The organism is Micromonospora sp. M51 (assembly GCF_018070305.1).
Classification (GTDB): domain Bacteria; phylum Actinomycetota; class Actinomycetes; order Mycobacteriales; family Micromonosporaceae; genus Micromonospora; species Micromonospora parva.
Map to the genome: position 1 here is coordinate 1 of NZ_JAGPXZ010000011.1, position 26,377 is coordinate 26,377.

A 26,377-nucleotide genomic window follows, 5' to 3' on the forward strand; every position below is an offset into this window, starting at 1 on the left:
GCCGGAGGTGGTCGCCGCCCACCGCGCCATGCTGACCGCAACGCCCCCGGACGGGTACGCCGCCTGCTGCGAGGCGATAGCCGCGATGGACCTCCGACCCGACCTCGGCCGGGTCGCCGCGCCGACGCTGGTCATCGCCGGCGCGGACGACCCGGCCACCCCCGTGCCGCACGCCCGCGAGATCGTCGGACGCATCCCACGGGCTCGGCTGGCCGTGCTCGACGCGGCGGCGCACCTGGCCAACGTCGAGCAACCCGAGCAGGTGTGCCGACTCCTGTCGGGACACTTCCAGGAGGGACGTGATGAGGAATGAACGACAGCGAGCGGCACGAGGCGGGCATGACGGTACGTCGACAGGTGCTGGGCGACGCGCACGTGGACCGCGCGGTCGCCGGCACCGACGAGTTCACCGCCGACTTCCAGGACTTCATCACCCGCTACGCGTGGGGCGAGGTGTGGAGCCGGCCCGGCCTCGACCGGCGTACCCGTAGTTGCATCACCCTCGCCGTGCTCGCCACCCTGCACCACGACGACGAGTTGGCGATGCATGTCCGGGCCGCGCTGCGTAACGGGCTGAGCCCGCAGGAGGTGGCGGAGGTCCTGCTCCAGGTCGGCGTCTACGCTGGTGTACCGGCGGCGAACCGGGCGTTCACGGTGGCCCGGGAGACCCTGCGGCAGGAGGCCGGGTGAGTGTGAGCGAGGAGGCGACCAGGTCGCCGGAGTTCGTTCAGTCGCTGGAGCGCGGCCTCGCGGTGATCCGCGCGTTCGACGGCGACCATCCGCAGCTCACCCTCAGCGAGGTGGCCAGGAGGACCGGGTTGACCCGGGCCGCCGCGCGCCGGTTCCTGCTCACCCTGGTCGAGCTGGGCTACGTGCACACCGACGGGCGGCTCTTCTCGCTGCGGGCCCGGATCCTCGAACTCGGCTACGCGTACCTGTCCAGCCTCAGCCTGCCCGAGGTCGCCCAGCGGCACATGGAGGCGCTGGTGGCGCGGGTGCACGAGTCCTGCTCGGTGTCGGTGCTCGACGGCGACGAGGTCGTCTATGTCGCCCGCGTGCCCACCAAACGGATCATGACGGTGGGGATCAGCGTCGGCACCCGGTTCCCCGCGTACGCCACCTCCATGGGCCGGGTGCTGCTCGCCGCGCAACCGACGGAGTGGCTCGACGACTACCTCGCCACGGCGCAGCTGCGCCCGCTGACCCGGCGCACCGTCACCGACCCGGCGAAGCTGCGCGCCGTCCTCACGAAGATCGCCGCCCAGGGGTACGCGATCGTCGACCAGGAGTTGGAGGAGGGGCTGCGCTCGGTGGCCGCGCCGATCCACGGCGAGAACGGTTCGGTGATCGCGGCGGTGAACGTCTCCGCGCACGCCACCCGGGGGTCCTTCGAGATGATCCGCCGGGAGCTGCTCCCGCCGCTGCTGGCCGCCGCGAAGCGGATCGAGGAGGACATCCGTGGCGGTCTGAGCCGGTCACCGACGGCCGACGGGCTCAGCTCAGCGTGAGGGCCGGCGCGGTGACCGCCCGGGCCGGGCGCCGCAGATACCATTCGGCCACCGCAAGGTTGATCAGCCAGCCGGCGACCACCAGGCCGGCCCGGAGGTTCCCGTCGGGCTGTTCGCCGACCGCGATGAGGTACGGCGCGTGGGTGAACGCCTGGGTGCCGGCGCCCAACCCGATCGCGTAGCCGCGCACCATCCACCTGCGGTGCCGGTCGATGTCCCGGCGCAGCACGGCGGCGAGACCGAGCAGGATCGCACCGGCCATGACCGAGCCGAAGACGAGCCGCATGCCGGCGAGCACGTCGTTGTCGTGGGCCGGCAGGTCGTACCCGACGGCCATCCACATGCCGCTGAACGCGACAGTCAGCCCGCACGGCACGAGCACCCGACCGGCACGGCGGTGCCAACGGTGGCGGCGCAGCCGGGGTACGAACTGGAACGCGCCGAGGACCGTGTAGACCACCGCGCCGACGATGTGCAGCACCACCGGCAGCGGATCGGCGACGAAGCGGGCATTCTCCGGGGTGACCTGCGGCCCGGTGCCCAACTCGGTGAGCCGTCCCGCTCCGGCGAGCATCGGTATCAGGCCCAGCAGGATCAACGCGGCCGGCAGCCGCCACTCTCGCATCGTCATGCCACCGATGGTGGACGCCGTACCAGGCCCCGCTCATCGGCACATGGGCCGCGATCCGGTCGGCCCATGGTCGGACACCGCCGTCGTACCTATGTCGCTCACCAGTGCCGCCGGCCGCGGTTGGTCTCGTACGCCCACATCGCCACCTCGACCCGGTTACGCACCCCCAGCTTGGTCATCAGGCTGGTCACGTGCGACTTGACGGTGCTCAACGTGATGTGCAGCTCCGCGGCGATCTCCTGGTTGGTGCGTCCCCGCGCGACGGCGACCAGGACCTGCTCCTCCCGGTCGGTGAGCGCGTCGATGGGCTGCTGGCGCGGCGCGGCCGGGTCCGCGTCGGCGAACGCCTTCAACAGCCGGGTGGTGACGCTCGGCGCGATCAGCGCGTCCCCGTTGGCCGCCGCGTGCACGGCCTGGCTGAGCAGCTCGGGACCGGCCTCCTTGAGCAGGAAGCCGCGGGCGCCGGCCCGCAGCGCCGCGTACACGTACTCGTCGAGGTCGAAGGTCGTGATGACGACCACCGCGAGCGGCTGCGCGACCGTTGGGCCGGCGAGCGCCCGGGTGGCCTCGATGCCGTCCATGCCGGGCATGCGAATGTCGAAGAGGCACACGTCGGGGCGCAGCCGCCGGGCGAGCTCGACCGCCTGCCGGCCGTCGCCCGCGCCGCCGACGACCTCGATGCCGGGCTGAGTGTTCAGGATGATGGTGAGGCCGGTGCGAACGATCTCCTGGTCGTCCGCCACGAGCACGCGAACCGTCACGCGCCGACCCCCTGGCGCGGGAGCACCGCCGTGACCGTCCAGCCACGGTCGGGATTGGGCCCGGCCTGGCAGGTGCCGCCGAGCAGATCGGCGCGTTCCTTCATGCCCGTCAGGCCGAAACCGGGTGAGCCGGTCGGCCCGGCGGCCCCGGCCTCGCCGTCGTCGCTGACCCGCAGCCGCACCGACGTGTCGTCGGCAGCGACGCTGACCTCGATGCGGGTGGCGTGCCGGGCATGGCGACGGGCGTTGGTGACCGACTCCTGAGCCAGGCGGTAGAGCGCGGAGCCGACACCGGGCGCGAGGTCGTTGAGGTCGCCGCGCAGATCCACCTCGACGTTCGGCCCGGTGCGGAACTGGCCGGCGAGCCGCCCGATGTCGGCGACCTGCGGGTGTGGCTCCCGGTCGGCGGGCTGGTCGTGGCGCAGGACGCGGACCATCGCGCGCATCTCGGCGAGCGCACGGGACGCCTCGGCCTCGATGGTGCGCAGCGCCTCGACGGCTGCGTGCGGCTGGCTCGCCGACACGGCGATGCCGGCCTGGGCGCGGATCGCCATCGCCGACACGTGGTGGGCCACCGTGTCGTGCAGGTCGCGGGCGAGTCGTTCCCGTTCCAACAGCTTCACCCGATCGAGCTCGCGCAGCCGGGCGGCGGCCCGGAAGCGGATCGCGACACCCAGCGTGGCGGCGGCGAACATCACCGCGAAGCCGGCGACGAGTTCCCCGCCGTCGATCGAGCCGACCACACCGGCGGCGGTCACCTTCGCCACCACGAAGAACGACCCGATCACGGCATCGCGACCGGAGCCCCACCGCAACAGCGCGTAGACCAGCAGGACCAGGAAGCTCGCCGTGAACAACTGACAGGGATCGCCGGGCAGCACGAACGGGGCGACAGTCGTGCCGCCGAACGCGATCACCACCATCGCGAGCGGCCTGGTCCGTCGCCAGAGGATGGTGGGCAGCAGCGCGAGCGCGACGACGACGCAGCCCACCCGCCACGGCAGATCGGGTCGGAGAGCGCCTTCCACCAGCATCGCCGGCGTCAGGACCGCGATCACCGCCCAGTCGCGCCACAGCCGGGACGGCGCGGGTGAGACACGCGGCTCGGCCAACACCGCGTGCAGGCGAGGGTGCATGGGATCCATCGTACGAACGGTGGTGCGACTCCAGATCGTCCCAAAGTACGACCGGTGGCTACCGGGTGGCCTGCCTCGCCGGGTGAGGAGGCGTCCCGCACGGAAGCTGAAGTCTGGTCCGGACGGCGGCGCCGGCCCCGGTTGCCAGCGGATCTCCGCGGCGTTACGTTGAGACGCCATCGACGTATGTCTACATCGCTAGGTACGGGGGCCCGCATGTCCACGCCTGTCACTCGTCGCACCGTGCTGGCCGGTGGGGCCGGCGCCGCCATCGGCCTGGCAGTGCCCGGCCTCGCCGTCGCGCACTCCGGTGGCCACCATCGCACCAGCGTGAGCTTCACCCTCGACGCGACAACCCTCGACGGCGGCGAGCAGGTCACCTCGGTCACCCTCGACACCAGCCGGCTCGGGCCGATCGACCCGGCCGGGCTGACCCCCGCCACGTTCACCGTGCACGCCAAGGCCACCAGCCCGATCCCGATCGCTCCCGGCGACCTGATCTTCAGCGAGTACGACCTGGACCGGACGGTGACCGCGGCCCGGCTCGACCGGCGCGGCAACATCGTGCTGGAGTTGAGCCACGGCGAGGGTCAACCCGGCGGCGGCACCCTCGGGTACATCCTGAGCAGGGGCCGCAACGTCCAACTGGACCTCGTCTACACCATCACCCAGAACACCCCGATCGTCCGACGCCACGGCTCGCCGGTCACCATCGGCCGCTTCGTGCAGGCGGGGCTGTCGAACCCCGAGGTGGACGCCTTCAGCTACCACGTCTCGGGCTCCGGCCTGAAGTACCGGCTGTACTCTCCCGACCACTCGCCCCGACGCGGTCGGCGGCCACTGATCGTCTGGCTGCACGGCGGCGGTGAGGGTGCCTCGCTGCCCGACGACTACTACGACAACGAGACCACACTGCGTGCCAACCGTGGAGCGCTCGGCTTCGCCACCCCGCAGGCACAGCAGATCTTCTCCGGCGCGTACGTCGTCGCTCCGCAGAGCACCTCCTACTGGATGGAGGACGGCCCCCGGTTCGCCCCGCTGATCCGCGAGATCGTCCAGGACCTGGTACGCCGCAAGCGGGTCGACCCCGACCGGATCTACGTGGTCGGTTGCAGCAACGGCGGCTACATGTCGCTGGAGATGACCTCGACCTATCCGGACCTGTTCGCCGCGTCGGTGCCGATCTGCGGTGTCGTCGAGCCGCTCGACGGGGAGGGCCCCCCGTTGCTCACCGACGCGGAGCTGGCCGGGATCCGCACGCCGACCTGGCTGGTCACCTCACGCGACGACGACACCGTGCCGCCCGAGACCAACACGATCCACGCGCACGACCTCATCCCGGGATCGCTGATCACCCTGTACGACCACGTCGTGTGGAACGGCTACCAGTTCCCCGGGCACTGGTCCTGGATCTACGTGGCCCGCAACGACCCGAGCCTCAACGGCACCCACATCTGGCAGTGGATGGCCCGTCGTCGTCGGTGATCCGTCGTCCGGCCCGGATGGATCACCGCCTGCGGCGCAGTTCGCGCAACACCCCGTGTCGACGCAGCGCCCAGACGAGACGCCGCACGCGGGGGTGCCACACCACCAGCACCGCCGCCCGGCGGATCAGGCCGATCCGGTTGTCGCTCACCTGGTTCTCGATCGCCTGCCAGATCAGCTCGCGCACCTTGGCGCTCGCCAACACCGCCCGAACCTCACGCCGTACGGTGGTATCCTCGGCCGCCGACGCGATGGCCGCGGCCTGACCCGGCCGGTCCGCGAGCGGCTCCACCGCCGCCGCGACGAGGGGCCGGCGTACCTCGTCCCGCTCCAGCAGCAACAACACCGCTTCCCGGATCTGCACAGTGTCCAGGGCCGACCGCAGCAGCCGGAGCAGGCTGCGTTCCACCTCGTGGTCGTGGTCCGGAACGGTGAGGGTGGTCAGCAGTCCCGCGACCTCGTCGAGGTCGACGACGTGTCGCACGCCGGTGCGGAACTCCGGCAGCTCCCACGCCACCTGCAGCGCCTTGACGAGATTGCGGTTCATGGGCCACCCGCTACCCGCGAGCGCCGGCCGGCGAAACCCCGCGACCGGTCCGGGGCGGCGCGCCAGCCACGATTTCCGTGACGGGGTGAGCGGCCGCCCGGGGTCGGGCGGCCGCTCGTCATCGGGTCAGCACCAGGTCAACGTCGAGTTGATCCGTGTGACGTTGCTGATCGTGTTGTTCGCCCCACCGCAGGGGTTCTGGGTGATGTTGGTGTTGGTGACCGTCAGGTTCTGGAAGCGGATGCCGGAGGAGATCGGGAACTCCGATCGCGAGGCGATCCGCACCTCGCCACCGCCCGTCACCGTCCCGGACACTCCGGCGATGACGACGTTGTAGCAGTTCTCCACCAGGATCGAGTTGTTCCCGGTGTTCGAGATCGTCACCCGGTCGATGACCGCGCCACCGGACTCGGAGACACAGAAGATGCCCCGACCGCCCCCGGACGCGATCACGGTGCCGACCCGGATGTTGGTCGGGTACGAGCTGCCCACCCGGCCGTTGCGGTTGGCCATCCGGAACGCCGCGTACCCGGTGCCGGTCCCGGCGCCCTGCGCGTCGACAGTGCCCACCGTGGCGTTGATCGTGTCGTTGAGCAGCAGCCCGGAGTCCCGGGTGTTGCGCGCCGTGACCGTGCCGATCGTCAGACCGTCCACGCCGTACGTCTCCACCCCGTGCGTCCCGGTGCCCGACACGTACACGTTGTCGATGCGGATGTTGCGCACCTTGACCGCCCGATCTCCGCCGTGGTTGTCGATGCGTACGCCCAGACCGGCCGAGAGCCGCATGTCGATCTGCCCGAGGGTCAGGTTGTTCACGTTGCGCATGAAGATCCCGTACAACGGTGAGCCGGTCAGCGTGAGGTTCTGCACCTCGACGTCAGTGGTGCCGCGCGAGTAGACCGGCGCCTGGTCGCCCGAGCCCGACCCGGTCACGTTGATCGTGCCGCACACGGCCAGAGTGGTGTACGACGGCAGCGACAACCGGGAGCCGGCGCTCATCGAACCGGAGCCGCGAACCACCACCCGCTGCTTCGACGTACGACCCGCCGAGAGCGAGTTGACCGCCGCCTGCATCGCCGACAACATGTCCGAACCCGAGTAGACAGTCGACGAGCCGTTGCGGGCCGTCCAGGTGCTCCCGCTCAGCACCGCCTCGGCGTTTGTCGACCCGCTGCCGCAGCCGGTGGTGGGTGGTGTGCTGACACCGCCCACCGCGACCAGCTGCCACTGCTGGTTCGTGCCGTTGAGGTCGGTGTACTGACTGATCCGGCCGCCGTCGGCGGTGGACCGCTCCCAGACCTCCAGCACCTTGGCGGAGTGGCGGTTGACCAGGCGGACGTGGCCGCTGTCGGAGTCGAGGACCTGGAACTGCTGGTTGGTGCCGTTGAGATCGGACCACTGCCGGTACTCGGCGCCGTCGGCGGTGTTCCACTCCCACAGGTCGACGACCTTCCCGCTGTGCCGGGCCTTGAGGCGGTAGTAGCCGCCGCCGGAGGAGACGAACTGGAACTGTTGCCACGCCCCGTCGTTGCGGGACCACTGCTGGATCACCGCGCCGTCCGCCGTCGAGGTGTCCCGGACGTCGAGGACCTTGCCGCTGTGCCGGTTGACCAGGACGTAGTAGGCGTTGGTGTCGATCGCCGCCGCTGCCGGCGGTGCGCCGACCAGAACCGCGCCGGCCGCGCCGACCAGCGTGGTGATCATGGAGAACACCAGGCTGGTACGCCATCGGCGACGGACCGACCCGCCGCCGGACCGTTTTCTCGTGAGGGGGAAGGGCATCGCTCCTCCTGGCTGGATGGGCTCGGGGTGAGACGGGACGGGTGCCGAGGCCGGCGGGCGCTACTCCAGGTGGAAGGTCGCCGATGCGCGGTCGGCGCTCGAACTGACCGCCTCCACGTAGAGCAGTCCGCCGCGATGGCGCACATGACGGCCCGGGAAGTTCTGCGACTCCAGGGAGATCCCGGCGCTGTCGGCGAGGCCGGCCTGGCGGCGGAAGCTCGCATCGCCAGCGAACAGGGCTGAGCCGTCGCTCTTCTCGACGTACAGGGCGAAGCCCCGGTGACGCAGGTAGTACCCGGGGAAGTTGGTCGACTCCAGCGACACCGATCCGCCGCCGGCGAGGCCGCTGACGATGCGGAACTGGGAGTCGGCCAGGTTGGTCACGTTCGGCTCGATCCGGGCCCGGTAGTCGTAGTGCCGGATGTAGCTGCTGGTCTGGTCGTGTGACCGCAACCGGACCGGGGTGGCACCGTCGGGCACCGGGATGCCGAAGTTCGGGGTGCCGTCGGCGTTCCAGTACACCTTCTGCAGCCGGGTGCGCCGGTTCGGGTCGTTGAGCGGATCACCGGAGATGTCGCGGTAGCTCCGGTCGTGGTAGACGAGGATGTCGCTCTGCCCGTCCTCGGAGACGGTGAACGAGTTGTGGCCGGGGCCGTACTGGCTGGTGGCCGCGTTGCTCGCGAACACCGGGCTGGGGCTCTTGCTCCACGAGGCGGCGTCGAGCAGGTTCGCGGTGACGGAGGCGCTCAGCATCCCGAGGCAGTAGTTGGCGTCCGTGGCGCTGGCCGAGTAGGTCAGGAAGATGCGGCCGTTGCGTTGGATCACCGCCGGTCCCTCGGCGACCCGGTAGCCCCGGGTCTCCCAGTCGTACGTCGGCACGACGAGGCGAGTCACCGTGCCGGTGATCTGCCACGGGTTGGCACCCATCCGGGCGAGGTAGACGTTGGAGTTGTTGGAGATCCCCGGCTCCTGCTGGGCCCAGGTCAGGTAGCGCACCCCATTGGCGACGAAGGTGGAGGCGTCCAGACTGAAGGTGTCCCAGGGGGTGCTGATCCGGCCGCGTTCGGTCCAGGAACCGGTGAGCGGATTGGCGTTGGCGTTCTCCAGCACGTACATCCGGATCCGCCACACGTCATCGGTCCGCCCGGCGGCGAAGTAGACGTACCACCGGTTGTTGATGAAGTGGATCTCCGGTGCCCAGATGTGGGCACCCATCTCTCCGCTGGTGTGGCGGCTCCAGATCGTGGTCTCCGCCGCCGTCGCCAGCCCCTGCAGGGTGGTCGCCCGGCGCAGCACGATCCGGTCGTACTGCGGCACCGTCGCGGTCAGGTAGTAGTAGCCGTCGGTGTGCCGGAAGATGTGCGGGTCGGCCCGCTGGTTCGCCAACGGGTTGGTGTAGCTGACGGCCGGTGCGGCCTGAGCCGGCCCGGCCACGGGCAGGCCGGCCGACACGGCCAGCACCACCAACACCGCGGCCAGCGCCGACCGCAGTCGTCGATGGCCGCCGCGGCCGGCGGGCCCGTGGCGGACGGCTCGGCGGGTGGTGGGGTCGGTGGGAGCGAGTGGCAGCGGCATCTGTCCTCCGCGAGCGTGGGAAACGGCCATTGACCGGCGCGGGACGACACCCGCCGTGCGGCGTGCCGATGCGGTCGACGTCACCCGGCGATGTCGGGAAGGGCCGGGGGAGAGGCCCGAAAAGGCGGGAGTGTGACGGTGGCGTTGCGGGCAGGTGGCGGACTCATGTTGGCGTTAACATCGATGCATGTCAAGGTGTGGAAGTCACTGACCTGGCGGCGGCGGCCACCCTCGTGCCTGCGGGTAGTGTCCTCGGCGTGCTGCGACGGTGGGTTCTGGCGATCCTGATGGCGGCCTGCGGCGTGTTGGTGGCGGCGAGCCAACTGACCGCCGGGCTGCCCGCCGTCGGCGCGGTCGAGCTGGTGGTCTTCCTGGTGTTGGCACTGCTGCTGTCGCCGTGGGCCTTCCCCCGCTCGGTGAGTGCCGCCGAAGCGCGGCGGGCCAGCGCGGTGGACGGCCGGCCGATCGTGTACTGGCGTCCCGGCTGTCGCTACTGCCTTCAGCTGCGGTTCTCACTCGGCCGGCTCGCCCGGCGGGCCCACTGGGTGGACATCTGGCACGACCCGGCCGCTGCCGCCGCCGTCCGGGCGGTGGCCGGCGGCAACGAGACGGTGCCCACCGTCGTGCTCGGCGAACGGGCTGTGGTCAACCCCGACCGGGCCTGGTTCCGCCAGCAGCTCCGCTCGTCCTGACCCGGCGTCACCCTCATCCCACCGGGTGGCCGGCACGGTACACGGCCCTCGGGCGACGCAGCGCCCTGATGTCGCTCGTCGGGTCGCCGTCGACGATCAACACATCGGCGTCGAACCCCGGGGCGATGCGGCCCTTGCGTCGCGCCAGCCCACTCTGCTCGGACCTGGCTTCCGTGAGTCGGGGCAGGTGTTCCACAATCGGCGTCACCTCAGGAGCGGTGCGCTGCCACGTTGATGACGTTGCCGTCGGGGGCACGGACGAAGAACCGGCGCACCCCCCACGGCTCCGTGGTCAGCGGGTGCACGATCTCGTAGCCGAGCCGCTGTGCCTCGGCATGGGCGGCGTCCACATCGTCCACCTGGACGCTGATGACCGAGTCCTCGGGTGCGGACGCGTCACCGGAGACGAGCTGCACGGCCACGTCGGGGTCGGGCGAGGTGTAGCGGGCCACCCAACCCAGGTTGAACGCCTCGGTGCTCAGACCGAGGAAGTCGGTGTAGAAGCCCTTCGCGTCGCTGATGTCAGCCACCGGAAGGTTGGGCAGGATGCGGACGACGCGCATGGGGACCTCCAGCTCGGGTCCGATGATTATCCGCCTGACACCGCACGCGCCACGGTGCATCCTGACGCGATGGCAGCCGATGACATGATCGATTCCGAGAACTGGGCCGGCGGGTTCTACGAGCTGATCCTGGTCCTCGGGCCAGCCGATGATGCCCGACTCGACCGGGCCGCGGGTGCTCTCTGGCGGGCCGCTGACGTCCGTGGGTGCCGCGTCGGGGTTGACCTGGTCGAGGTGACCCCCGGCGCGCAAGCGTTCACGACAGGCGGGCACCTGCGCGGGACGCTCACGCTCCCGTCCGGCGCGCGGGTGGTGTGCGGCAGCTACACGACCAGGTACGACAGCGTCGACAACCTGGTGCTCTACCTGCCGCTCGGCGCGCTGGCCCGGGCGGACGGGAGGATCGGCGGGTACCCGTTCGACCAGCGCAGCGGCGTCGAGTCGCTGACCTGGCGCGCCCCACTCGACCGTTGGCTGGCCGACATCGCTGTCACCGTCCACGCCGACGTGCCGTTCACCCGCGCCATCATCGGCTTCGAGGCTGACGACGACACCGACACCACCGCCGGTGCGAGCTACACCGCTCGCCTGGTACCCGGGACCAACGGCATGGACTATCACCCGGCGACCAACTGACCGGGCACCGAATCCGGCGCGGTCGCCGTGCGGGTTGGCTGTGTGCTGGGCCGCCCGGGTACGGCCGGGCCCCGACTATTCCGCTGGTCGCACCCGGGCGACGCGTCGGCGGTAGTCGGCGGCCACGGCTATGACCAGCGGACCCCACGCCAGAAGTGGGGCGTAGAAACGCAACACCTCCCAGCCGGGGGCCGGATGTGCCGGTTCGTCGTCCCCGATTCCCACCCAGCCGCTCTGCACGACGTGGAACCGCTGATTCAGCAGGAAGTACGCGCAGACGGCGACGAGCAACCAGCCTCCGGCCAACGCCACGCCCACGACCGGACGCGCCGGGATGCGACGGCCGCCGAAGCGGGGTATCCACGGCGGAACCCGCTGGCCCCACCCGTGCACCAGCCCGAGTGTCGACAGCGCCAACCCCATCGACACCGCGGACAGCAACAGCATGTACCAGTGCGAGACGGCATCGTCGGTGAACACCAGCGACAGTCGCCAGAGCGCGGACGGCAGGACGCAGAGCGGAACGGCGTAGGCGGCCCAGACCGCCCAGGGCGGCGCGGCGGTGCTCGGGTACGCCGGCGCCGGTGGTCCGGTTCGGGTCTGTTCGTCAGCGGCAGTCATGGACCAACGATCGCCGGCTGTGGGTTCGCTCTCCTCCCCGACGCAGTGGAAGTGCTTCCCCTGCTGGGGGCAGGTCGTCGGGGTGGGGACCCGTTCGCCCGGGACCGCCTAGGTCGTTCTCTGCTGGGCGAAGAAGGACTCGGCCGCCTCCAGCCGGGGCACCTCGACATTCAGCCTGCGCGCCTCCGCCAGGGTGTCGCGGCAGACCGCGCGCAGTTCCTCGGGGTTGGCGTGCGCCTCCATCACCACGCGCATCGGCGGGAAGTGCCCGAACAGCCAGGCGAGCGCCGGCGCTGCCAGCCAGACCGGTGCCGTGAAGGGCAACAGGTCGGCCCGGTGCCGCCGCAGGTCGACGCCACGGGCCTCGACGAGCGGGAGGAGTTCGCGGATGGCGAGGATCGCCTCGCGCATGGTGCTGGTCGTGAGCTTGGACAACGAGCCCAGTTTCAGGCTCTGCGTGTGCAGGCCGGCGTTCTGCACGAAGTGGATCGACAGCCAGCCACGGAAGTCCCGGTTCTCCCGGAGCCTGAACCCCGCCTCGCGAAACACCTGGCGCACGGCCCGCTCGCGTTCGGTCGGTGCCCCGCCGAGGGTGCCGAAGGTGACCACGGGCAGGAGACTTCCACGAAGCACACCGTCGTCGCCGAAACCGCCGCCGGCCCCGGGGAAGCCCCAGGCCACCTGGTCGGCGGGAAGGTGCGCTGTCGCGGCCGGCGGCTCGACCCACAGGTTGTTGAAGACGAGCACTGTGGCTCGGCCCACGCGCGGTCCCAGGAAGGCGGCGGCCTCCGCGAAGCTGTAGTGCTGCACGCTCAGCACGATCAGGTCGAAGTCGTGGTCCGGCTCCAGGGACTCGCGATAGCGCACCGGCCACCTCTCGGCGACCCGCTTCCCCCACGGCCGTCGGCGCGCGTCCAGCAGATCAAGATCGATCGCATCGCCGTACGCCGCTGCCCGCCCTGGCCGGACGTAGAACTCGACGTGGTGCCCGGCCTGCTCCAGCGCCCACCCGTACACCGCGCCGATCACGCCGCGACCGAACATCAGAATCTTCACGTGGCACCTCGTACCCTATAATTGGAGGTCATCTCCGCTTTCAAAAATATGGAGACAGTCTCCACTTGTCAACCCTGGGGCCCCTGTGACCGATGCCAAGCCACTGCGCGCCGACGCCCGCCGCAACCGCGACGCCCTGATCGCCAAGGCTCGCGAGCTCTTCGCCGACGGCCGCTTCGACCTGCGCTTCGACGACTTCGCCAAACTTGCCGGGGTGGGCACCGGCACGCTCTACCGGCACTTCCCGACCCGTGAAGCGCTGGCCGAGGCGGTCTACCGTGAAGAACTCACCGCCATGTGTGAGCGCGCCCACGAGATGCAGGCCACCCTCCCCGCCGACCAGGCGCTGGAATCCTTCCTGCGCGGCTTCGTGGACCACCTGCACCACCACGAGGGCCTCGCCCGCACCCTCGCGACGCTGATGGCCACCCAGTCCGGCGCGCTGGCGGAGGGCACCCAAGCTCTGGGCCAGGTCGTCGCCGATCTCCTGGCCGCCGCCGCCAAGACCGGCGCCATCCGCGACGACGTGGGCGCCGGCGCCGTCATGATGACCCTGCACGGCATCTATGCGGCCTACGACCACCCGAGCTTCCGCACCGACGCGGACGGTGTCGTCGCCCTCGTCCTCGACGGCCTGCGCCGCGGAGAACCCTGAGCAACGGGTCCCCGCGCCGACCGGCCATCTCAGTCACCGCCCAGCGCGGCCGCCTTGCCGAGCAGCACCGAGCGCTCGCGCTGATTGGCGCAGAGCCGGGCGGCCAGCGCCAACTCGGCGCGGGCCTCCGACCGCCGGCCGAGGCGGGTCAGCAGCTCACCGCGTACGGTCGGGACGAGGTGCGAGCCGGGGAGCCGGTTCGAAGCGATCAGCTCGTCCACGACGGCCAGGGCTGGTGCCGGACCCGAGGCCATGGCCACCGCGACGGCCCGGTTGAGCTCGACCACCGGCGAGGGCGCGACCCGGCCGAGCGCCTCGTAGAGCCGGACGATCCGTGCCCAGTTGGTCTGCTCGACCGAGGGCGCCGACGCGTGGGTGGCCGCGATCGCGGCCTGCAGGCCGTACTGGCCGAGGCCGCGCTCCGATGCCGTGGCCAGCGCGGCCAGCCCACGACGAATCGCCGACAGGTCCCACAGTCGGCGGTCCTGGTCGGCGAGGAGCACCGGCGCGCCCTGCGGGTCGGTCCGGGCCGGGAAGCGGGCCGCTGTCAGCTCGCACAACGCGAGCAGGCCGTGCACCTCCGGCTCGTCCGGCTGGAGCGCGGCCAGGGTGCGGACCAGCCGGATCGCCTCCTCGGCGACGTCGGGGCGCAACAGCCGCTCACCCGAGGTGGCCGTCGACCCCTCGGTGAAGATCACGTAGAGGACGCTGAGCACGCCGCCCAGCCGCTCCCGGCGCGCGCCGGGCGGCGGCAGTTCGAACGGCACCCCGGCCGCCGCGATCGCCTTCTTGGCTCGGGTGACGCGGGCCTGCACGGTCGGCACGGGCACCAGGAACGCGCGGGCGATCTCCTCGCTGGACAGGCCGCCCACCACCCGCAGGGTCAGCGCCACCCGCGCCTCGCGGGGGAGCACCGGGTGGCAGCTGACGAACATCAGCGCCAGCACGTCGTCGTCGATCCGGTCCGGATCGATCTCCTGGTCGATCACGGGGTCGGCCGCCAACAGGGCATACCGGTCCTGGAGGGCGGCCCGGCGGCGGATCGCGTCGATCGCCCGCCGCCGGGCCGTGGCCATCAACCACCCGGCCGGATTGGCCGGAGATCCACGCGGCCAGGCCACCAGTGCCTCGGCAACCGCCTCCTGGGCGGCATCCTCGGCCAGCCCGAAGTCACCGGTGAACCGGGTCAGCGCGGCGACGATCCGCGCCGACTCGATCCGCCAGACGGCCTCGATGTCGGCCGTACCCATCAGACCTGGCCGTCGCTCTCGCCGCCCAGCGGAACCTCGTCGGCCTCGGCCACCCGACGGACCTCGATCTTGGATCCGCGGACCGCCGGGACCCGCTTGGCCCACTCGACCGCCTCCTGCTTCGTGGCGACGTCGAGCAGGAAGTAGCCGCCGAACAACTCCCGGGTCTCGCCGTACGGGCCGTCGGTGACCACCGGCGTCTCGCCACCGAAGTCGACCACGACGCCTTGGCGCGGATCGTCGAGACCCTCGGCCGCGACGAGCACGTCCGCCTTCATCATCTCCTCGATGAACCGGCCGGTCGCGGCCATCGCCTCATCGATCGAGGCCATCATGGCCGCGTTCGTCTCGTCGGTACCCCGCATGATCAACATGTACCTCGACATCGTCTTCTCCTCATCCGACGGGCCGCCTCCCGACCCTCGCACGCACTCGTCGAACGAGCGGCCCGCGAATCGACATCGCCAGGAGAATCTCTCGCCGCGACACCTCCGATTCCCCGAACCACGGGTGGCGGCCCACCGAACCGGACGCCCGCCGGTGGTCACCTTGCCCCACACCGCTTGATTGAATCGGCGTACATCAATAGATTGAGGGTGGGCGCCGCCGAGGCCCGGGAGACCGGGCCGTCGGCGGCTGACAGGTCCGCCCCGAGCCGGGCATCTCGGTCGTCCGCACGACCGGCAGCTGTGGCGCACCGCCGCGCCGCATCCAGGGCACGTTCTCGCGTCGCGTCCGTCCAGGACACGCCGCGGTCGCGGCCTCCGCTCAGCTCGATTCAGAAGGACCTTCCATGACGATTTTCCGTGCCCGCCCCGCCGCGACAGTGGTCGTCGTCGCCGCGCTGGCCGCCGCCGCGACCACAACCGGCGCGGCGGTGCTCACCGGCCCGGCGTCGGCCGCCCAGGGTTGCCGGATCGACTACACACCCAACCAGTGGCCCGGCGGGTTCACCGCCGCCATCAAGGTCTCCCCGGGGGACACGGCCGTCTCCAGTTGGACCGTCACCTGGACGTACGCGGGGGACGAGCGGGTCACCAGCGGCTGGAACGCCACTGTCAGCCAGTCAGGATCGACGGTGACCGCCCGTAACGCGTCGTACAACGGCAGCATCCCGGCCGGCGGCTCCACCGAGTTCGGGCTGCAGGGGACGTACGGCTCCAGTCCCGGCGCACCGACCGGGTTCGCGCTGAATGGCGTCCCGTGCAACGGCGCCACCCCGCCGCCGACGACGCCCCCACCGACGACGCCCCCACCGACGACGCCTCCGCCGACCACCCCGCCGCCGACGACGCCGCCGCCCACCACCCCGCCGCCGACCACCGAGCCGCCGACCGGGTGTGCCGGCGCGGTGCTCTGCGACGGCTTCGAGAGCCAGACCGGTTCGACGCCGTCCGGTGACTGGGCCGTGGTCAGCCCGGACTGTTCCGGTGCCGGCACCGCCACCATCGACACCACCACCACGCACAGCGGCAGCCGGTCGGTCCGGATCAACGGCGCAGCCGGGTACTGCAACCACGTCTTCATCAGGTCCACCAAGAACCTCGGCAGTGTGGGCACCGTCCGCTACGGGCGGATCTGGGTCCGGCACACCAGCGCCCAGCCCACCGAACACACCACGATGATGGCGATGGTCGACGCCGCCGACGGCAACAAGGACCTGCGGTTGGGTGGCCAGAATGGTGCCCTGCAGTGGAACCGCGCCTCCGACGACGCGACGCTGCCCGAGCAGAGCCCGGCCGGGGTGGCACAGAGCGTGCCGCTGCCCACCAACCGATGGACCTGCCTGGAGTTCATGGTGGACGGCGCGGCCGGTCAGCTGCGTACCTGGTTGGACGGCACCGCCATCGTCGGGTTGACCGCCGACGGCGCGCCGACGCACGACATCGACGGCCAGTGGTACAACCGCACCTGGCGACCGCAGCTCACCGACCTGAAGCTGGGCTGGGAGAGCTACGGCGGCGGAGCCGACACCCTCTGGTACGACGACGTCGCGGTGGGGTCCAGCCGGATCGGCTGCTGACCCGTCGGGGTCGTCGACGGCGCCCGGCAGCGGTGCGCCGTCACGCCGACGGTGCTGTCTAGGGTGTGACCCCGAGGGTGGGTCACACCCTGGACCGCGTCGGCCTCGACCTGGCCGGGCCCGCAGGAGAGAGCGACAATGGACCGCAACCTGGCCGACGTCCTGGACGCGGCGGCGCACGGGCACTTCCCACCACCGGACGGCGGAACCACAGTGGTGCCGCAACCCAGCCGCCGGGACGCCGGAGTCATCGCCTTCACCGGGCACTCGGTGGTGTTCACCGACGAAGACCCCCAGTGGGTACGCCGTGTGCTGAGCAGCACCGACTGCGACCCGTTGGCGGCCACGATGAACCCGCGTTTCCTGGGTGCGCTGCTCGACCGCACCCGACGGTCCATGGACACCATCGACCTGCTGACCGTCGCGAGCAACCTCGCCGGGCCGCCGCCACTGCGGCTGACCGAGCTTGCCGACGGCGATCATCCCCGCGAGGTCAGGGCCCGTCGCCGCCGTGACGACGTCCGGGTCTGGGCCGCCGAGGGTGGAGTGGTCGTGCTCGGCCGAGGGGTGGCCGGCCGTTGGGAGGCGGCGATCGAGGTCGACGACGAGCGTCGCCACCGGGGCCTGGGGCGGGCGCTGGCGACGGCGGCTCGACACCTGGTGCCCGAGGGTCAGCCGGTCTGGGCTCAGCAGGCCACCGGGAACGCCCGCAGCGTGCGCGCCTTCCAGGCGGCGGGATTTCGACCGGTGGGCGCCGAAGCGCTTCTCCTCCTGGCCTAGGCACCACATTGACGGACCCCGCGTCCACTGTGCGCAAAGCGTGATCGGCGGGACGTTTCCACGATCACGTCCGGGGGCATCCCGGCGGATGAAGGCAGCCGCCTCTACCCCCTGATCGAGGAGAACACCATGTCGGTCCAGGCATTTCTCTACGTCGTCGCCGTCATCCTGATCGTGCTCGCGGCCCTGCCGTTGCCCACGAGGGGTGTCTCGCTCGCGCTTCTGGGTGCCGCCTGCGCCCTGCTCGCCTACGCCTGGCCGGTGATCACCGACTGATCCTTCCGTAGCTCCTCGGCGCGGCGTCGGCCGGTGGCGGAAGGGCGATCGATCGCGGGCGGCCTGCTGGTGCGACGCCGCCCGCAACTGTCTGCGGGCGGGCTCATCGACCCTTGCTGAGTTTCTTTCACAAGCGTAGGAAGAACACCACCACCGTCAGCCCCGCATCGATCCGCCGTCCAGCGTCGAAGGAGATGCCTGTGACCACCCCCAGAGGGCTCCGTCTCGCCGTGTCCGTGCTGGTGACCGCGGGCGCGGTCCTGCTCGGCACGGCGGCCCCCGCGGCACCGCCGACGGCACCCGCACCGGCCGGGCACCCGTCCTGCGACCCGATCGACCCGACCGCCTGCCTGCTGCCGTTCCCGAACGACTACTTCACCGTTCCGGACCGGAGCAGCCCCACCGGCAAACGGGTACGGTTCGCCGCCGCCGCGATGCCCGCCAACGTGCAGGGAACCCCCATCGACCCGACGGAGTGGAACCGGCAGGACGGGTTCAGCCCCGGCTCGCCGATCCTGGTGCGCGTACCCGGTCTCGACGCCACCGCGAGCGGTATCGCCCCGGTCACCGACATCGGCCGTTCGCTGGCACCGGACGCCCCGATCGTGCTGCTCAACGCCCGGACCGGCACACGCACGCCGTACTGGGCAGAGCTGGACGCGCACGCCGTCGGCCAGCCCGACCGGCAGCTGCTGATCATCCGGCCGGCGGTGGCGCTGGCCGAGGGCACCCGCTACGTGGTCGGGCTGCGGGGCCTGCGCGACGGAAACGGGGCCCCGATCCGAGCGCCGAAGGCGTTCACGGCGTACGTGACGGGTGCCGGCGTCACACACCGCGACCCCCGGGCGCCGCAGATGCGCAGGATCCTCACCGATCTGACCCGGAGCGGCGTCAACCGGCACAGCCTCTACCTGGCCTGGGACTTCACGGTGGCCAGCCGGCACGGGCTGACCGGCCGGATGCTGGCGGTCCGCGACGACGCGTTCGCCGACCTCGGCCGGGCCGCGCCGTCGGTCACCGTCACCCAGGTGACCGACTACCGGCCGGAGCAGGACCCGCTGATCGCCCGGCAGGTCAGTGGCACCATCGGCGTGCCGTCCTATCTGACCGGCGACGGCGGCCCCGGCTCCCGCTTGCACTACGGCCCGGCCGGCGGCGCCGGGACAGCTCCCACGCCGAACGCCCTGCCCACGCCGTCCGGCACGACACTGGCGGCGGACTTCGTCTGCAACCTCCCGCGAAGCGCCTCGGCCGCGAAGCCGGCGCACCTCTCGCTGTACGGCCACGGGCTGCTCGGCCGGCCGACCGAGATCAACGCCGGCAATGTCAAGACGATGTCGAACACCCACAACTTCACCTTCTGCGCGACCAGTTGGATCGGCATGGCCGCCGCCGACGTCCCCTATGTGGCCGGTGCCTTCACCGACCTCAGTGCCTTCCCCGCGGTGGCCGACCGGTTGCAGCAGAGCTTCCTGAACTTCCTCTTCCTGGGCCGCGCGATGATCCACCCGAGCGGCTTCGCCGCCCACCCGGCGTTCCGGGACGCCACCGCCCGGCCGCTGATCGATCGCCGGGGCGGCCTGCACTACGACGGCAACAGCCAGGGCGGCATCAACGGCGGCGCGCTCACCGCCATCGCCCAGGACTGGACCCGGTCGGTGCTCGGCGTGCCGGCGATGAACTACTCCACGCTGCTGCAACGCAGTGTGGACTTCGCGCCGTTCCAGAGCGTGCTGGACGGCTACTACCCGGACACTGTCGACCAGCAGCTGATTCTCGCGCTGCTGCAGATGCTGTGGGACCGGTCCGAGGCCAACGGGTACGCCCAGCACCTGACCGACCAGCCCCTACCGCGCACCCCCGCCCACCAGGTGCTGATGCACGTGGCCTTCGGCGACCAGCAGGTGTCACCCGCCGCGGCGGAGGTGCAGGCGCGCACCATCGGCGCTCGGCTGCACACCCCCGCGCTCGCCGACGGCTGGTCACTGGACGTGCACCCGTACTGGGGTATCGCGCCGATCCGCCGCTACCCGTACACCGGTTCAGCGATGGTGATCTGGAACAGCGGCGCGGCCCAGGCGCCACCGCCGACCAATCTCGCCCCGGCCGGGCCCGAGTTCGGCGACGATCCGCACGAGTTCCCCCGCGCCCAGGTCGGGGCCCAGAAACAGAAGGCGGTCTTCCTGCTCACCGGCACTGTCATCGACGTCTGCGCGCGGACCCCCTGCCCCTGACCCGGACATCGTGACCCGGTGGGGCGCTGGGCCGGCCAGCACCCCACCGGGGTACGTCGAACTCGTCAGGTCAGCAGCGCACCTCGGTCTCCTTCTGCGCCACGTCCGAGATGCCGCCGAGGGCGCGGGTGCACACCGACAGCGTGTTCGCGCCCAGCGACCAGACCTCCGGGCCGCTGGAGCACTGCAGGTCGCGCAGCGTGCTTCCGGTCACGATGGAGGTGCACACCTGGTACGCGCCGTGGCTGGCCCGGTACTGCTGCCACACGTACGTGTAGGCGTAGTTCTTACCGCAGCCCTTGTACTGCTTGACCGACGCCGCGGTCTGACCGCCGACGGTGACGTACGCCGTCGCGCCGATCTGCACCGAGCCCGCACAGCGCGGGTTGGTTTCGGCGTGCGCGGGTCCGGCGAACGCCAGCGTCGCGGGCACAGCCGGACCGGCGGCCGCGAGGATGCGTACGCCACGTCGGATATGGCTTTTCATCGGGTGACCTCCTCCAATGCACCGGGCGTCGCCCCCCGGTGTCGTCGATGCACCACATTGATGGCGGCCACCGCCCGTTCGGTACCCTCTGACACGCTCTGACAACGCCTGACAACGTCGTCTGACATGGGGGAGTGATGAAGGACCAACGTGCCGCCACGGAGTCGACTCAGGACAAACGGGCCGCCGAGCGGTTCGCCGAACAGCTACGGGCCCTGCGGGCCGAGGCGGGCGACCCGTCGTTCCGGAAGATGGCGGGGCGCTCGGGCCGGATCTCGCACACCACGCTGCACGAGGCGGCCTCCGGAACCAGGTTCCCCTCCTGGGAGACCGTCCGGGAGTTCGTGCGAGCCTGCGAGGCGGACGAGGTCCAGTGGCGGCGTCGATGGGAGGACGCACAGCTCCCCGGCATCGCGGACGCCGAGGTGGCACCGATCGGCACCGCTTCCCCGGCCGGCGTCGACACCCCGCCCGCCACCGCTGAGAAGCAGCCCGACACCAGGGTCGACGCCCCGCAGACCCACCGGCCCGTCGTCTCCGGCGTCCCCGTGACGCCGCCCGGGGATCGGGCCGCGCTGGTCGTCACGGGCTACCCGCGCACCGACGAGGAGGTGGTGGGGGCGCGGCGGCACCGGCTGCCGTGGCTCGCCGCCGCCTCGGTCGTACTGGTGGTGGCGATGGTTGCCGTCGTGGGTGTCATCGTCCGCGACAAGTCCCGGGACGACCCCGGTGCCGTGGCCGCGTCGCCCGGACCGCCGGCGTCGCCCTCCGAGTCAGTGTTCTCGGACTCGCTGATCCCCGGCGATTCCAGCAAGTTCATCTCCGACGTGACCATCCCCGACGGCACCCGGGTGCGGGTGAACTCCCAGTTCGTCAAGGTGTGGGCCCTCAAGAACGTGGGGAAGGTCGCCTGGCACAACCGTTTCCTCGCCCGGACCAACCCGACCGCCGACGCCGACGGTTGCCAGGTGCCGGACCGGGTGGCGATCGGTGACACGCCTCCCGACGAGCAGGTGATGATCAGTGTTCAGGTCACCGCACCGAGCCGCCCCGGGAAGTGCTGGGTCAGTTGGAAGATGGTCGACGAGAACGGGCAGGAGTTCTTCCCCACCCGTCGGCCGGTGTACTTCATGGTCACCGTCATCGCCTGAGCGCACCCCCGGTCGCCGGTGTCAGCGCACGATCAGCCGGTGTCAGCCCCGGTGCCGCCGAAGCTGACAACACCACATCCGTCGAGGTCGATGACCATCTGACGGATCTGACAGGACGGCGGGGGTACCGAACAGCAGGTCGATTCTCGCAAGGTGATGTCCGTTCCGAACGACTCACCAACCGCGAGGAGAATCGACAGTGCGTCGTCAGTGGTTGGGTCCCGGCCCACGCGTGGGCCGCCACATCCGGCACCACCGCGCAGCGAACCGTCACCACGGCCGTGCGGCCAGTCGTGGACATGGAAGCCACCGTCCTGGCCGCCCAGATCGACCCCCGTCGGCCCGACAACACCCTCACCCCGGGCGCGAAGAGCTCCGTGCTCGCCGTCGAGCAGGCGTTGCAGGCGCAGGGCCTGCTGAACGCGCAGTGGGTCGACGGCTACTTCGGCACCGTGACCATCTCGGCGTACGCCGCGTACCAACGCACGCTCGGCTACACCGGGCTGGCCGCGAACGGGCTGCCCGGCACGACGTCGCTGACAAAGCTCGGGCAGAACCGCTACACCGTCGTCAACACGATCGGCCCGGGCGCGAAGGTCCCGCGCGACGGGTACGTCGTCAACGCCCGTACCCAGGCGATGCTGGCGCAGGCGCAGCGGCTGCTCGGCTACCCCCTGGTGCTCGACCAGGGCTCGTACAACCCCGGCGGCGACCCCACCTCGGCCGGTACGCACGACGGCGGGGGTGTGGTGGACATCGCGGTCACCGGCATGACCGCGGCCAGGCGCACCGCCGTTGCCCGGGCCCTGCGCCAGGTCGGCTTCGCCGCCTGGGTCCGCAACCCGGATCAGGGCAACTGGCCGTGGCACATCCACGCCACCGCGATCAACGACACGGACCTGTCCAGTCAGGCGCAGCACCAGGTCGGCGACTACTACCTGGGCCTGAACGGTCTGGCCAACCAGGGTCCGGACGACGGCCCTCAGGTCGCGATCAGGACCTGGGAGCAGTACCAGCGCGGGCAGTGACCCGCACCCCTCACCAATTCTGAAAGGACACCATGAACATCCGGAAGAGCCTTGCGGCCGTCGGCGTCGCGCTGGCCGCGACCACCTCGATCCTCAGCGTCGGATCGCCCGCGTCGGCGGCGGCCCGAGACGGGGTCTGCGAGAGCGGCGAGTTCTGCTACTACTACAACAGCGACAACGCGGGGTCGGTCTCGGACTTCACCGGCTCGCTCGACGACTACGGCACCGAGCAGCCCTCGTGCTACGACTTCAAGGGCGCCGGCGCTGGCAAGGGCCTGTGCATCAAGAACGAGGCCGCCTCGGTCTGGAACCGCAGCACCAAGACCGTGCGCGTCTACTACAACAGCGGCTACGCCGGTTCCTACCAGGACTTCGCGGCCGGCGCGAAGGGCAACCTCAACGCCACGCTGAAGAACAACAACGCCTCGCACGAGTTCTCGCCGTCGACGCGCACGAACCTGTCGTACGCGCTGTACCAGGCCAGCGGCGGCTCGGTCACCTGCGCCTTCGACGGTTACACCACCACGCCCGGCCGGCACGAGGGCATCGACATCGCCCGCAGCGTCGGCTCGGACGTGCGTGCCCTGGTCTCCGGAACCGTCACCTACGTGGCGCGGGGCGCCACCGGCAGCGGCGGTCTGTCCACGATCTCCGTCTACAACTCCTCGCTCAACAAGACGGTGATCTACCTGCACACCGCGCCGAGGTCCGGGGTGAGCGTGGGCGACGCCATCAGCAAGGGCCAGATCATCGCCGACGAGTCGTGGCACGGGGTGTCCTCCAGCTCGGGCGCGCACACCCACGTCGAGGTCCGGGCCGGCCGGCAGACCCACGCGGCCGTCAGCGTCGGCGACCCCACCCTGGACAACGCCGACCCGACCGCGTTCTGGAACTCCCAGGGCTACAACGAGAGGTAGGACGCCGTGAATTTTCGCAAGGGCCTCGCCGTCGTCGGCGCCGTCCTCGCCATGTCCACCTCCATCCTGAGTGTCGCCTCGCCGGCAGCGGCGGCGGGACGGGACGGAACCTGCGACAGCGGCGAGTTCTGCTACTACTACAACAGCGACCAGGCCGGCTCGGTCTCCGACTTCACCGACTCGCTCGATGATTACGGCACGACCCAGCCGACCTGCTACGACTTCAAGGGCGCGGGCAGCGGCAGGGGCCTGTGCGTGAAGAACAACGCCGCGTCGGTGTGGAACCGGACCGGCAAGACGGTGCGGGTCTACTTCAACAGCAACTTCGCCGGTTCCTACCAGGACTTCGCAGCCGGCGCTATGGCAAACCTCAACGCCACGCTGAAGAACAACAACGCCTCGCACGAGTTGGTGAGCGGGGCGACGGGCTGTAGCACCGACGGCACCAACACCAAGCTGCCGAGCACGATCCTCGTGTACCGGGTCAGCCTCGGGCGCGTCGATCGGGTCGACTTCAAGACGTACGTCAAGAACGTCCTCCCTAACGAGTGGATCACGAGCTGGCCCGCCGCCTCGCTGGACGCCGGTGCGATGGCCGTCAAGAGCTACGGCTGGTACTGGGCGTTGCACTCGACCCGGAAGACGTCCGGCGGGCAGTGCTACGACGTCCGGGACGACACCGGCGACCAGGTCTACCGGCCGTCGACGGCAGTCTCGTCCACGTCCGCCGCGGTGGACCGGACCTGGTCGGCCCGGATGACCCGCAACGGCAACATCCTGCGGGCGCACTACTGCGCGACGACGACCGCGTGCGGTGGCTGGGTGGACGGGGACTGGCTGTCGCAGTACGGCTCGCGTGACCTCGCCAACCAGGGCAAGACCTACCAGGCGATCCTGCGCTACTACTACAGCGACATCGCCCTGTCCTGAGATCACGTACCAACCGCGCCGCCCGCCGCAGATCGCGGCGGGCGGCGCGCGCGTGCCGGTTAGGCCGGCGGCTCGACGGCCTCGACGAGAATTTCCAGCACGTGCCGGTACGGCTGTCCGGTGGCCCGGCTCATGCCCAGCTCGCAGGTGCGGTTGCTGGAGGCGTACGCGTCGTGGCCGCGCTGGTTGATCTCGGTGGCCTGCGCCGCCGTGGCACCGGCAGTGACCTCGGGGTGCAGCAGCCCCCGGTCACCGGCGAAGGCGCAGCACCCCCAGCTGTCCGGCACGGTGACGGTGTCGGCGACCGCCCGGGCCACGGTGCGCAGGTCGTCGATGCCGTCCAGGTGCACAGTGGAGCAGGTGGGGTGCAGGGCCAGCGAGCGCAGTCGCCGGGGCTGCGGCAGCGCCGGCAGGAGGTGCTCGGCGGTGAAGCTCACGCTGTCGACGACGCGCAGGCCGGCGTAGCGGGCCCGATCCTCCTCGGCCAGCGCGGCGGTCAGCTGTGTGAGCCCGTGCGTGCAGGACGACGCGTCGCAGACGACGGGCAACCGGCCCTCGTCGCTGGCCGCCCAGAGCGCGGCCAGGGTCCGTTCGGCCATCTCCCGGTGCCCGGCGGGGTAGCCCTTGGACTGCCACGGGGTTCCGCAGCACAGGCCCGCTGTTCCGGTCGGTACGACCAGCGGGACTCCGGCCAGTTCGCAGAGGCGCAGGAACGCCGCAGCCGCTCCGCCGGACCGGCCGTCCTCGGGAGCGAAGAGGCTGCCGACGCAGGCCGCGAAGAACACCGCCCGGGCGTCCGGCTCGCTGCGGGGTGCGGGGCGGGGCGCACCGGCGCGCGGCATGTCGTCGCTCCACAGCGGCATGAGTTCGGTCCCGCCGAGCCCTCGGATCACCCCGGTGGCGGCGCGGGTCAGCGGCGCCGGTACGGCGTGCGCGGCGGTCAGTCCCACCCGGACGCCCGTCACGGCGGCCTGCCAGTGCCGTGCGGCGGTGCGGGCGGTGCGCTGGGCGCGTGGGCTGTGCCGCTCGGCGCGCAGCCGCTTCATCGCCGCCCCGGTGTCGATGCCGACCGGGCAGGCGGTGACGCAGAGGCTGTCGGCGGCGCAGCTGTCCACAGCTGCGTACGTGTAGTCGGCGGTGAGTTCCCGGCGGCGTTCCTCGTCGCCGGCGGCGGTGGCGAGGGCGATCTGTCGTTGCAGGACGATGCGCTGCCGGGGGGTGGTGGTGACGTCGGCGGTGGGGCAGACCGGCTCGCAGTAGCCACACTCGACGCAGGCGTCCAGCTCGGGGTCGACGGTCGGCACGGCCTTGAGCTGCCGCAGGTGCACTGTCGGGTCGTCGTTGAGCAGGACGCCGGGGTTGAGCAGGTCGGTCGGGTCGCACAACCGCTTCAGCTCGCGCATCACGTCGTACAGCTCGTCGCCGTACTGCCGCCGGACGAAGGGTGCCATGGCCCGGCCGGTGCCGTGCTCGGCCTTGAGGGTGCCCCCTTCGGCCAGCACCAGGTCGACCATGTCGTCGGTGAACCGGGCGTAGCGCTCGATCTCGGCAGCGGTGTCGAAGGACTGGGTGAGCATGAAGTGCAGGTTGCCGTCGCGGGCGTGCCCGAAGATCACCGCGTCCGGGTAGCCGTGCCTGTCGAACAGGCGGATC

The 26,377-nt window shown here is 71.0% G+C and carries 28 protein-coding genes; 15 read left to right on the plus strand and 13 right to left on the minus strand.

Features of this window, described 5'->3' with window-relative positions; genetic code table 11:
* From KBX53_RS01460 to KBX53_RS01470, 3 genes are all read left to right on the plus strand, one after another.
* On the plus strand, positions 1 to 313 hold a 313-nt coding region (locus tag KBX53_RS01460), incomplete at its 5' end, for an alpha/beta fold hydrolase (protein WP_210857559.1).
* On the plus strand, positions 310 to 690 hold the full coding sequence (gene pcaC, locus KBX53_RS01465) for a 4-carboxymuconolactone decarboxylase (protein ID WP_210857560.1): 381 nt from the start codon (positions 310 to 312) through the stop codon (positions 688 to 690). The genes KBX53_RS01460 and pcaC, both read left to right, overlap by 4 nt.
* On the plus strand, positions 687 to 1,508 hold the full coding sequence (locus KBX53_RS01470; RefSeq protein ID WP_245233589.1) for an IclR family transcriptional regulator: 822 nt from the start codon (positions 687 to 689) through the stop codon (positions 1,506 to 1,508). The genes pcaC and KBX53_RS01470 overlap by 4 nt, the downstream gene beginning before the upstream one ends.
* Here KBX53_RS01470 and KBX53_RS01475 read toward each other — a convergent pair.
* The 3 genes from KBX53_RS01475 to KBX53_RS01485 form a co-directional block, all read right to left on the minus strand.
* Complete coding sequence (locus KBX53_RS01475; protein ID WP_210857561.1) at positions 1,495 to 2,139, minus strand: DUF2306 domain-containing protein; 645 nt, start codon at positions 2,137 to 2,139, stop codon at positions 1,495 to 1,497. The two genes, KBX53_RS01470 and KBX53_RS01475, sit on opposite strands and share 14 nt — an antisense overlap.
* 98 nt (positions 2,140 to 2,237) lie before the next feature.
* A complete protein-coding gene (locus tag KBX53_RS01480) occupies positions 2,238 to 2,900 on the minus strand; it encodes a response regulator transcription factor (RefSeq protein ID WP_030330683.1) in 663 nt (220 codons plus the stop codon).
* The gene (locus tag KBX53_RS01485) at positions 2,897 to 4,036 is read right to left on the minus strand and encodes a sensor histidine kinase (protein WP_210857562.1); all 1,140 of its coding nucleotides are present in this window, start codon (positions 4,034 to 4,036) and stop codon (positions 2,897 to 2,899) included. Before KBX53_RS01485 ends, KBX53_RS01480 begins: the two co-directional genes overlap by 4 nt.
* A 216-nt stretch (positions 4,037 to 4,252) precedes the next feature.
* Between KBX53_RS01485 and KBX53_RS01490 the strand changes: the two genes are divergently transcribed.
* Complete coding sequence (locus tag KBX53_RS01490; RefSeq protein ID WP_210857563.1) at positions 4,253 to 5,521, plus strand: PHB depolymerase family esterase; 1,269 nt, start codon at positions 4,253 to 4,255, stop codon at positions 5,519 to 5,521.
* 22 nt (positions 5,522 to 5,543) lie between these two features.
* On the opposite strand, the gene KBX53_RS01495 is transcribed toward KBX53_RS01490, so the two are convergent.
* The 3 genes from KBX53_RS01495 to KBX53_RS01505 all read right to left on the minus strand — a co-directional run bounded on the left by KBX53_RS01495 (position 5,544) and on the right by KBX53_RS01505 (position 9,425).
* Complete coding sequence (locus tag KBX53_RS01495; protein WP_210857564.1) at positions 5,544 to 6,068, minus strand: hypothetical protein; 525 nt, start codon at positions 6,066 to 6,068, stop codon at positions 5,544 to 5,546.
* A gap of 126 nt (positions 6,069 to 6,194) precedes the next feature.
* Complete coding sequence (locus tag KBX53_RS01500; protein WP_210857578.1) at positions 6,195 to 7,772, minus strand: RICIN domain-containing protein; 1,578 nt, start codon at positions 7,770 to 7,772, stop codon at positions 6,195 to 6,197.
* A gap of 138 nt (positions 7,773 to 7,910) precedes the next feature.
* Positions 7,911 to 9,425, minus strand: a complete 1,515-nt coding sequence (locus KBX53_RS01505; protein ID WP_210857565.1) for a family 43 glycosylhydrolase — start codon at positions 9,423 to 9,425, stop codon at positions 7,911 to 7,913.
* A 197-nt stretch (positions 9,426 to 9,622) separates the two neighbouring features.
* Between KBX53_RS01505 and KBX53_RS01510 the strand changes: the two genes are divergently transcribed.
* Positions 9,623 to 10,117, plus strand: coding sequence for a glutaredoxin domain-containing protein (locus tag KBX53_RS01510; protein ID WP_307857726.1), 495 nt, complete (start codon positions 9,623 to 9,625; stop codon positions 10,115 to 10,117).
* Positions 10,118 to 10,326: 209 nt separating this feature from the next.
* On the opposite strand, the gene KBX53_RS01515 is transcribed toward KBX53_RS01510, so the two are convergent.
* Positions 10,327 to 10,680 carry a VOC family protein gene (locus KBX53_RS01515; RefSeq protein WP_030330676.1) on the minus strand — a complete coding sequence of 118 codons (354 nt, stop codon included), beginning with the start codon at positions 10,678 to 10,680 and terminating at the stop codon, positions 10,327 to 10,329.
* Between the two features lie 69 nt (positions 10,681 to 10,749).
* Here KBX53_RS01515 and KBX53_RS01520 point away from each other — a divergent pair, with 69 nt between their 5' ends.
* The gene (locus tag KBX53_RS01520) at positions 10,750 to 11,316 is read left to right on the plus strand and encodes a hypothetical protein (RefSeq protein WP_210857566.1); all 567 of its coding nucleotides are present in this window, start codon (positions 10,750 to 10,752) and stop codon (positions 11,314 to 11,316) included.
* Between the two features lie 75 nt (positions 11,317 to 11,391).
* Here KBX53_RS01520 and KBX53_RS01525 read toward each other — a convergent pair whose 3' ends face one another.
* Together KBX53_RS01525 and KBX53_RS01530 are read right to left on the minus strand one after the other, a co-directional pair.
* On the minus strand, positions 11,392 to 11,937 hold the full coding sequence (locus KBX53_RS01525; protein ID WP_210857567.1) for a hypothetical protein: 546 nt from the start codon (positions 11,935 to 11,937) through the stop codon (positions 11,392 to 11,394).
* 108 nt (positions 11,938 to 12,045) lie between these two features.
* Positions 12,046 to 12,993 carry a ketopantoate reductase family protein gene (locus KBX53_RS01530; RefSeq protein ID WP_210857568.1) on the minus strand — a complete coding sequence of 316 codons (948 nt, stop codon included), beginning with the start codon at positions 12,991 to 12,993 and terminating at the stop codon, positions 12,046 to 12,048.
* Between the two features lie 85 nt (positions 12,994 to 13,078).
* Here KBX53_RS01530 and KBX53_RS01535 point away from each other — a divergent pair, with 85 nt between their 5' ends.
* Positions 13,079 to 13,648, plus strand: a complete 570-nt coding sequence (locus KBX53_RS01535; protein WP_210857569.1) for a TetR/AcrR family transcriptional regulator — start codon at positions 13,079 to 13,081, stop codon at positions 13,646 to 13,648.
* Positions 13,649 to 13,677: 29 nt separating this feature from the next.
* Here the strand turns inward: KBX53_RS01535 and KBX53_RS01540 are convergent, their stop codons facing one another.
* Entirely contained in the window at positions 13,678 to 14,898 is a 1,221-nt protein-coding gene (locus KBX53_RS01540) for an RNA polymerase sigma factor (protein WP_030330667.1), read from the minus strand.
* Positions 14,898 to 15,284, minus strand: coding sequence for a YciI family protein (locus tag KBX53_RS01545; RefSeq protein WP_030330665.1), 387 nt, complete (start codon positions 15,282 to 15,284; stop codon positions 14,898 to 14,900). Before KBX53_RS01545 ends, KBX53_RS01540 begins: the two co-directional genes overlap by 1 nt.
* 407 nt (positions 15,285 to 15,691) lie before the next feature.
* Here KBX53_RS01545 and KBX53_RS01550 point away from each other — a divergent pair, with 407 nt between their 5' ends.
* The 4 genes from KBX53_RS01550 (at position 15,692) to KBX53_RS01565 (ending at position 20,211) form a co-directional block, all read left to right on the plus strand.
* Positions 15,692 to 16,921 carry a cellulose-binding domain-containing protein gene (locus tag KBX53_RS01550; RefSeq protein ID WP_210857570.1) on the plus strand — a complete coding sequence of 410 codons (1,230 nt, stop codon included), beginning with the start codon at positions 15,692 to 15,694 and terminating at the stop codon, positions 16,919 to 16,921.
* A 138-nt stretch (positions 16,922 to 17,059) separates the two neighbouring features.
* Positions 17,060 to 17,701 (plus strand): GNAT family N-acetyltransferase, encoded by a 642-nt coding sequence (locus KBX53_RS01555; RefSeq protein ID WP_210857571.1) that lies wholly within the window; start codon positions 17,060 to 17,062, stop codon positions 17,699 to 17,701.
* 129 nt (positions 17,702 to 17,830) lie between these two features.
* Positions 17,831 to 17,977, plus strand: a complete 147-nt coding sequence (locus KBX53_RS01560; protein ID WP_167337290.1) for a hypothetical protein — start codon at positions 17,831 to 17,833, stop codon at positions 17,975 to 17,977.
* 194 nt (positions 17,978 to 18,171) lie between these two features.
* The gene (locus tag KBX53_RS01565; RefSeq protein ID WP_247674955.1) at positions 18,172 to 20,211 is read left to right on the plus strand and encodes a hypothetical protein; all 2,040 of its coding nucleotides are present in this window, start codon (positions 18,172 to 18,174) and stop codon (positions 20,209 to 20,211) included.
* 70 nt (positions 20,212 to 20,281) lie between these two features.
* Here KBX53_RS01565 and KBX53_RS01570 read toward each other — a convergent pair whose 3' ends face one another.
* Positions 20,282 to 20,698, minus strand: coding sequence for a hypothetical protein (locus KBX53_RS01570; protein ID WP_210857573.1), 417 nt, complete (start codon positions 20,696 to 20,698; stop codon positions 20,282 to 20,284).
* 137 nt (positions 20,699 to 20,835) lie between these two features.
* Here KBX53_RS01570 and KBX53_RS01575 point away from each other — a divergent pair, with 137 nt between their 5' ends.
* The 4 genes from KBX53_RS01575 (at position 20,836) to KBX53_RS01590 (ending at position 24,724) form a co-directional block, all read left to right on the plus strand.
* A complete protein-coding gene (locus KBX53_RS01575) occupies positions 20,836 to 21,849 on the plus strand; it encodes an NBR1-Ig-like domain-containing protein (protein WP_210857574.1) in 1,014 nt (337 codons plus the stop codon).
* 299 nt (positions 21,850 to 22,148) lie between these two features.
* A complete protein-coding gene (locus KBX53_RS01580; RefSeq protein ID WP_210857575.1) occupies positions 22,149 to 22,877 on the plus strand; it encodes a peptidoglycan-binding protein in 729 nt (242 codons plus the stop codon).
* 32 nt (positions 22,878 to 22,909) lie between these two features.
* Positions 22,910 to 23,794, plus strand: a complete 885-nt coding sequence (locus KBX53_RS01585) for a peptidase inhibitor family I36 protein (RefSeq protein ID WP_030330650.1) — start codon at positions 22,910 to 22,912, stop codon at positions 23,792 to 23,794.
* A gap of 6 nt (positions 23,795 to 23,800) precedes the next feature.
* A complete protein-coding gene (locus tag KBX53_RS01590) occupies positions 23,801 to 24,724 on the plus strand; it encodes a peptidase inhibitor family I36 protein (RefSeq protein WP_210857576.1) in 924 nt (307 codons plus the stop codon).
* A 59-nt stretch (positions 24,725 to 24,783) separates the two neighbouring features.
* Here the strand turns inward: KBX53_RS01590 and KBX53_RS01595 are convergent.
* The coding region (locus KBX53_RS01595) for a (Fe-S)-binding protein (protein WP_210857577.1) at positions 24,784 to 26,377 on the minus strand (1,594 nt) is incomplete at its 5' end.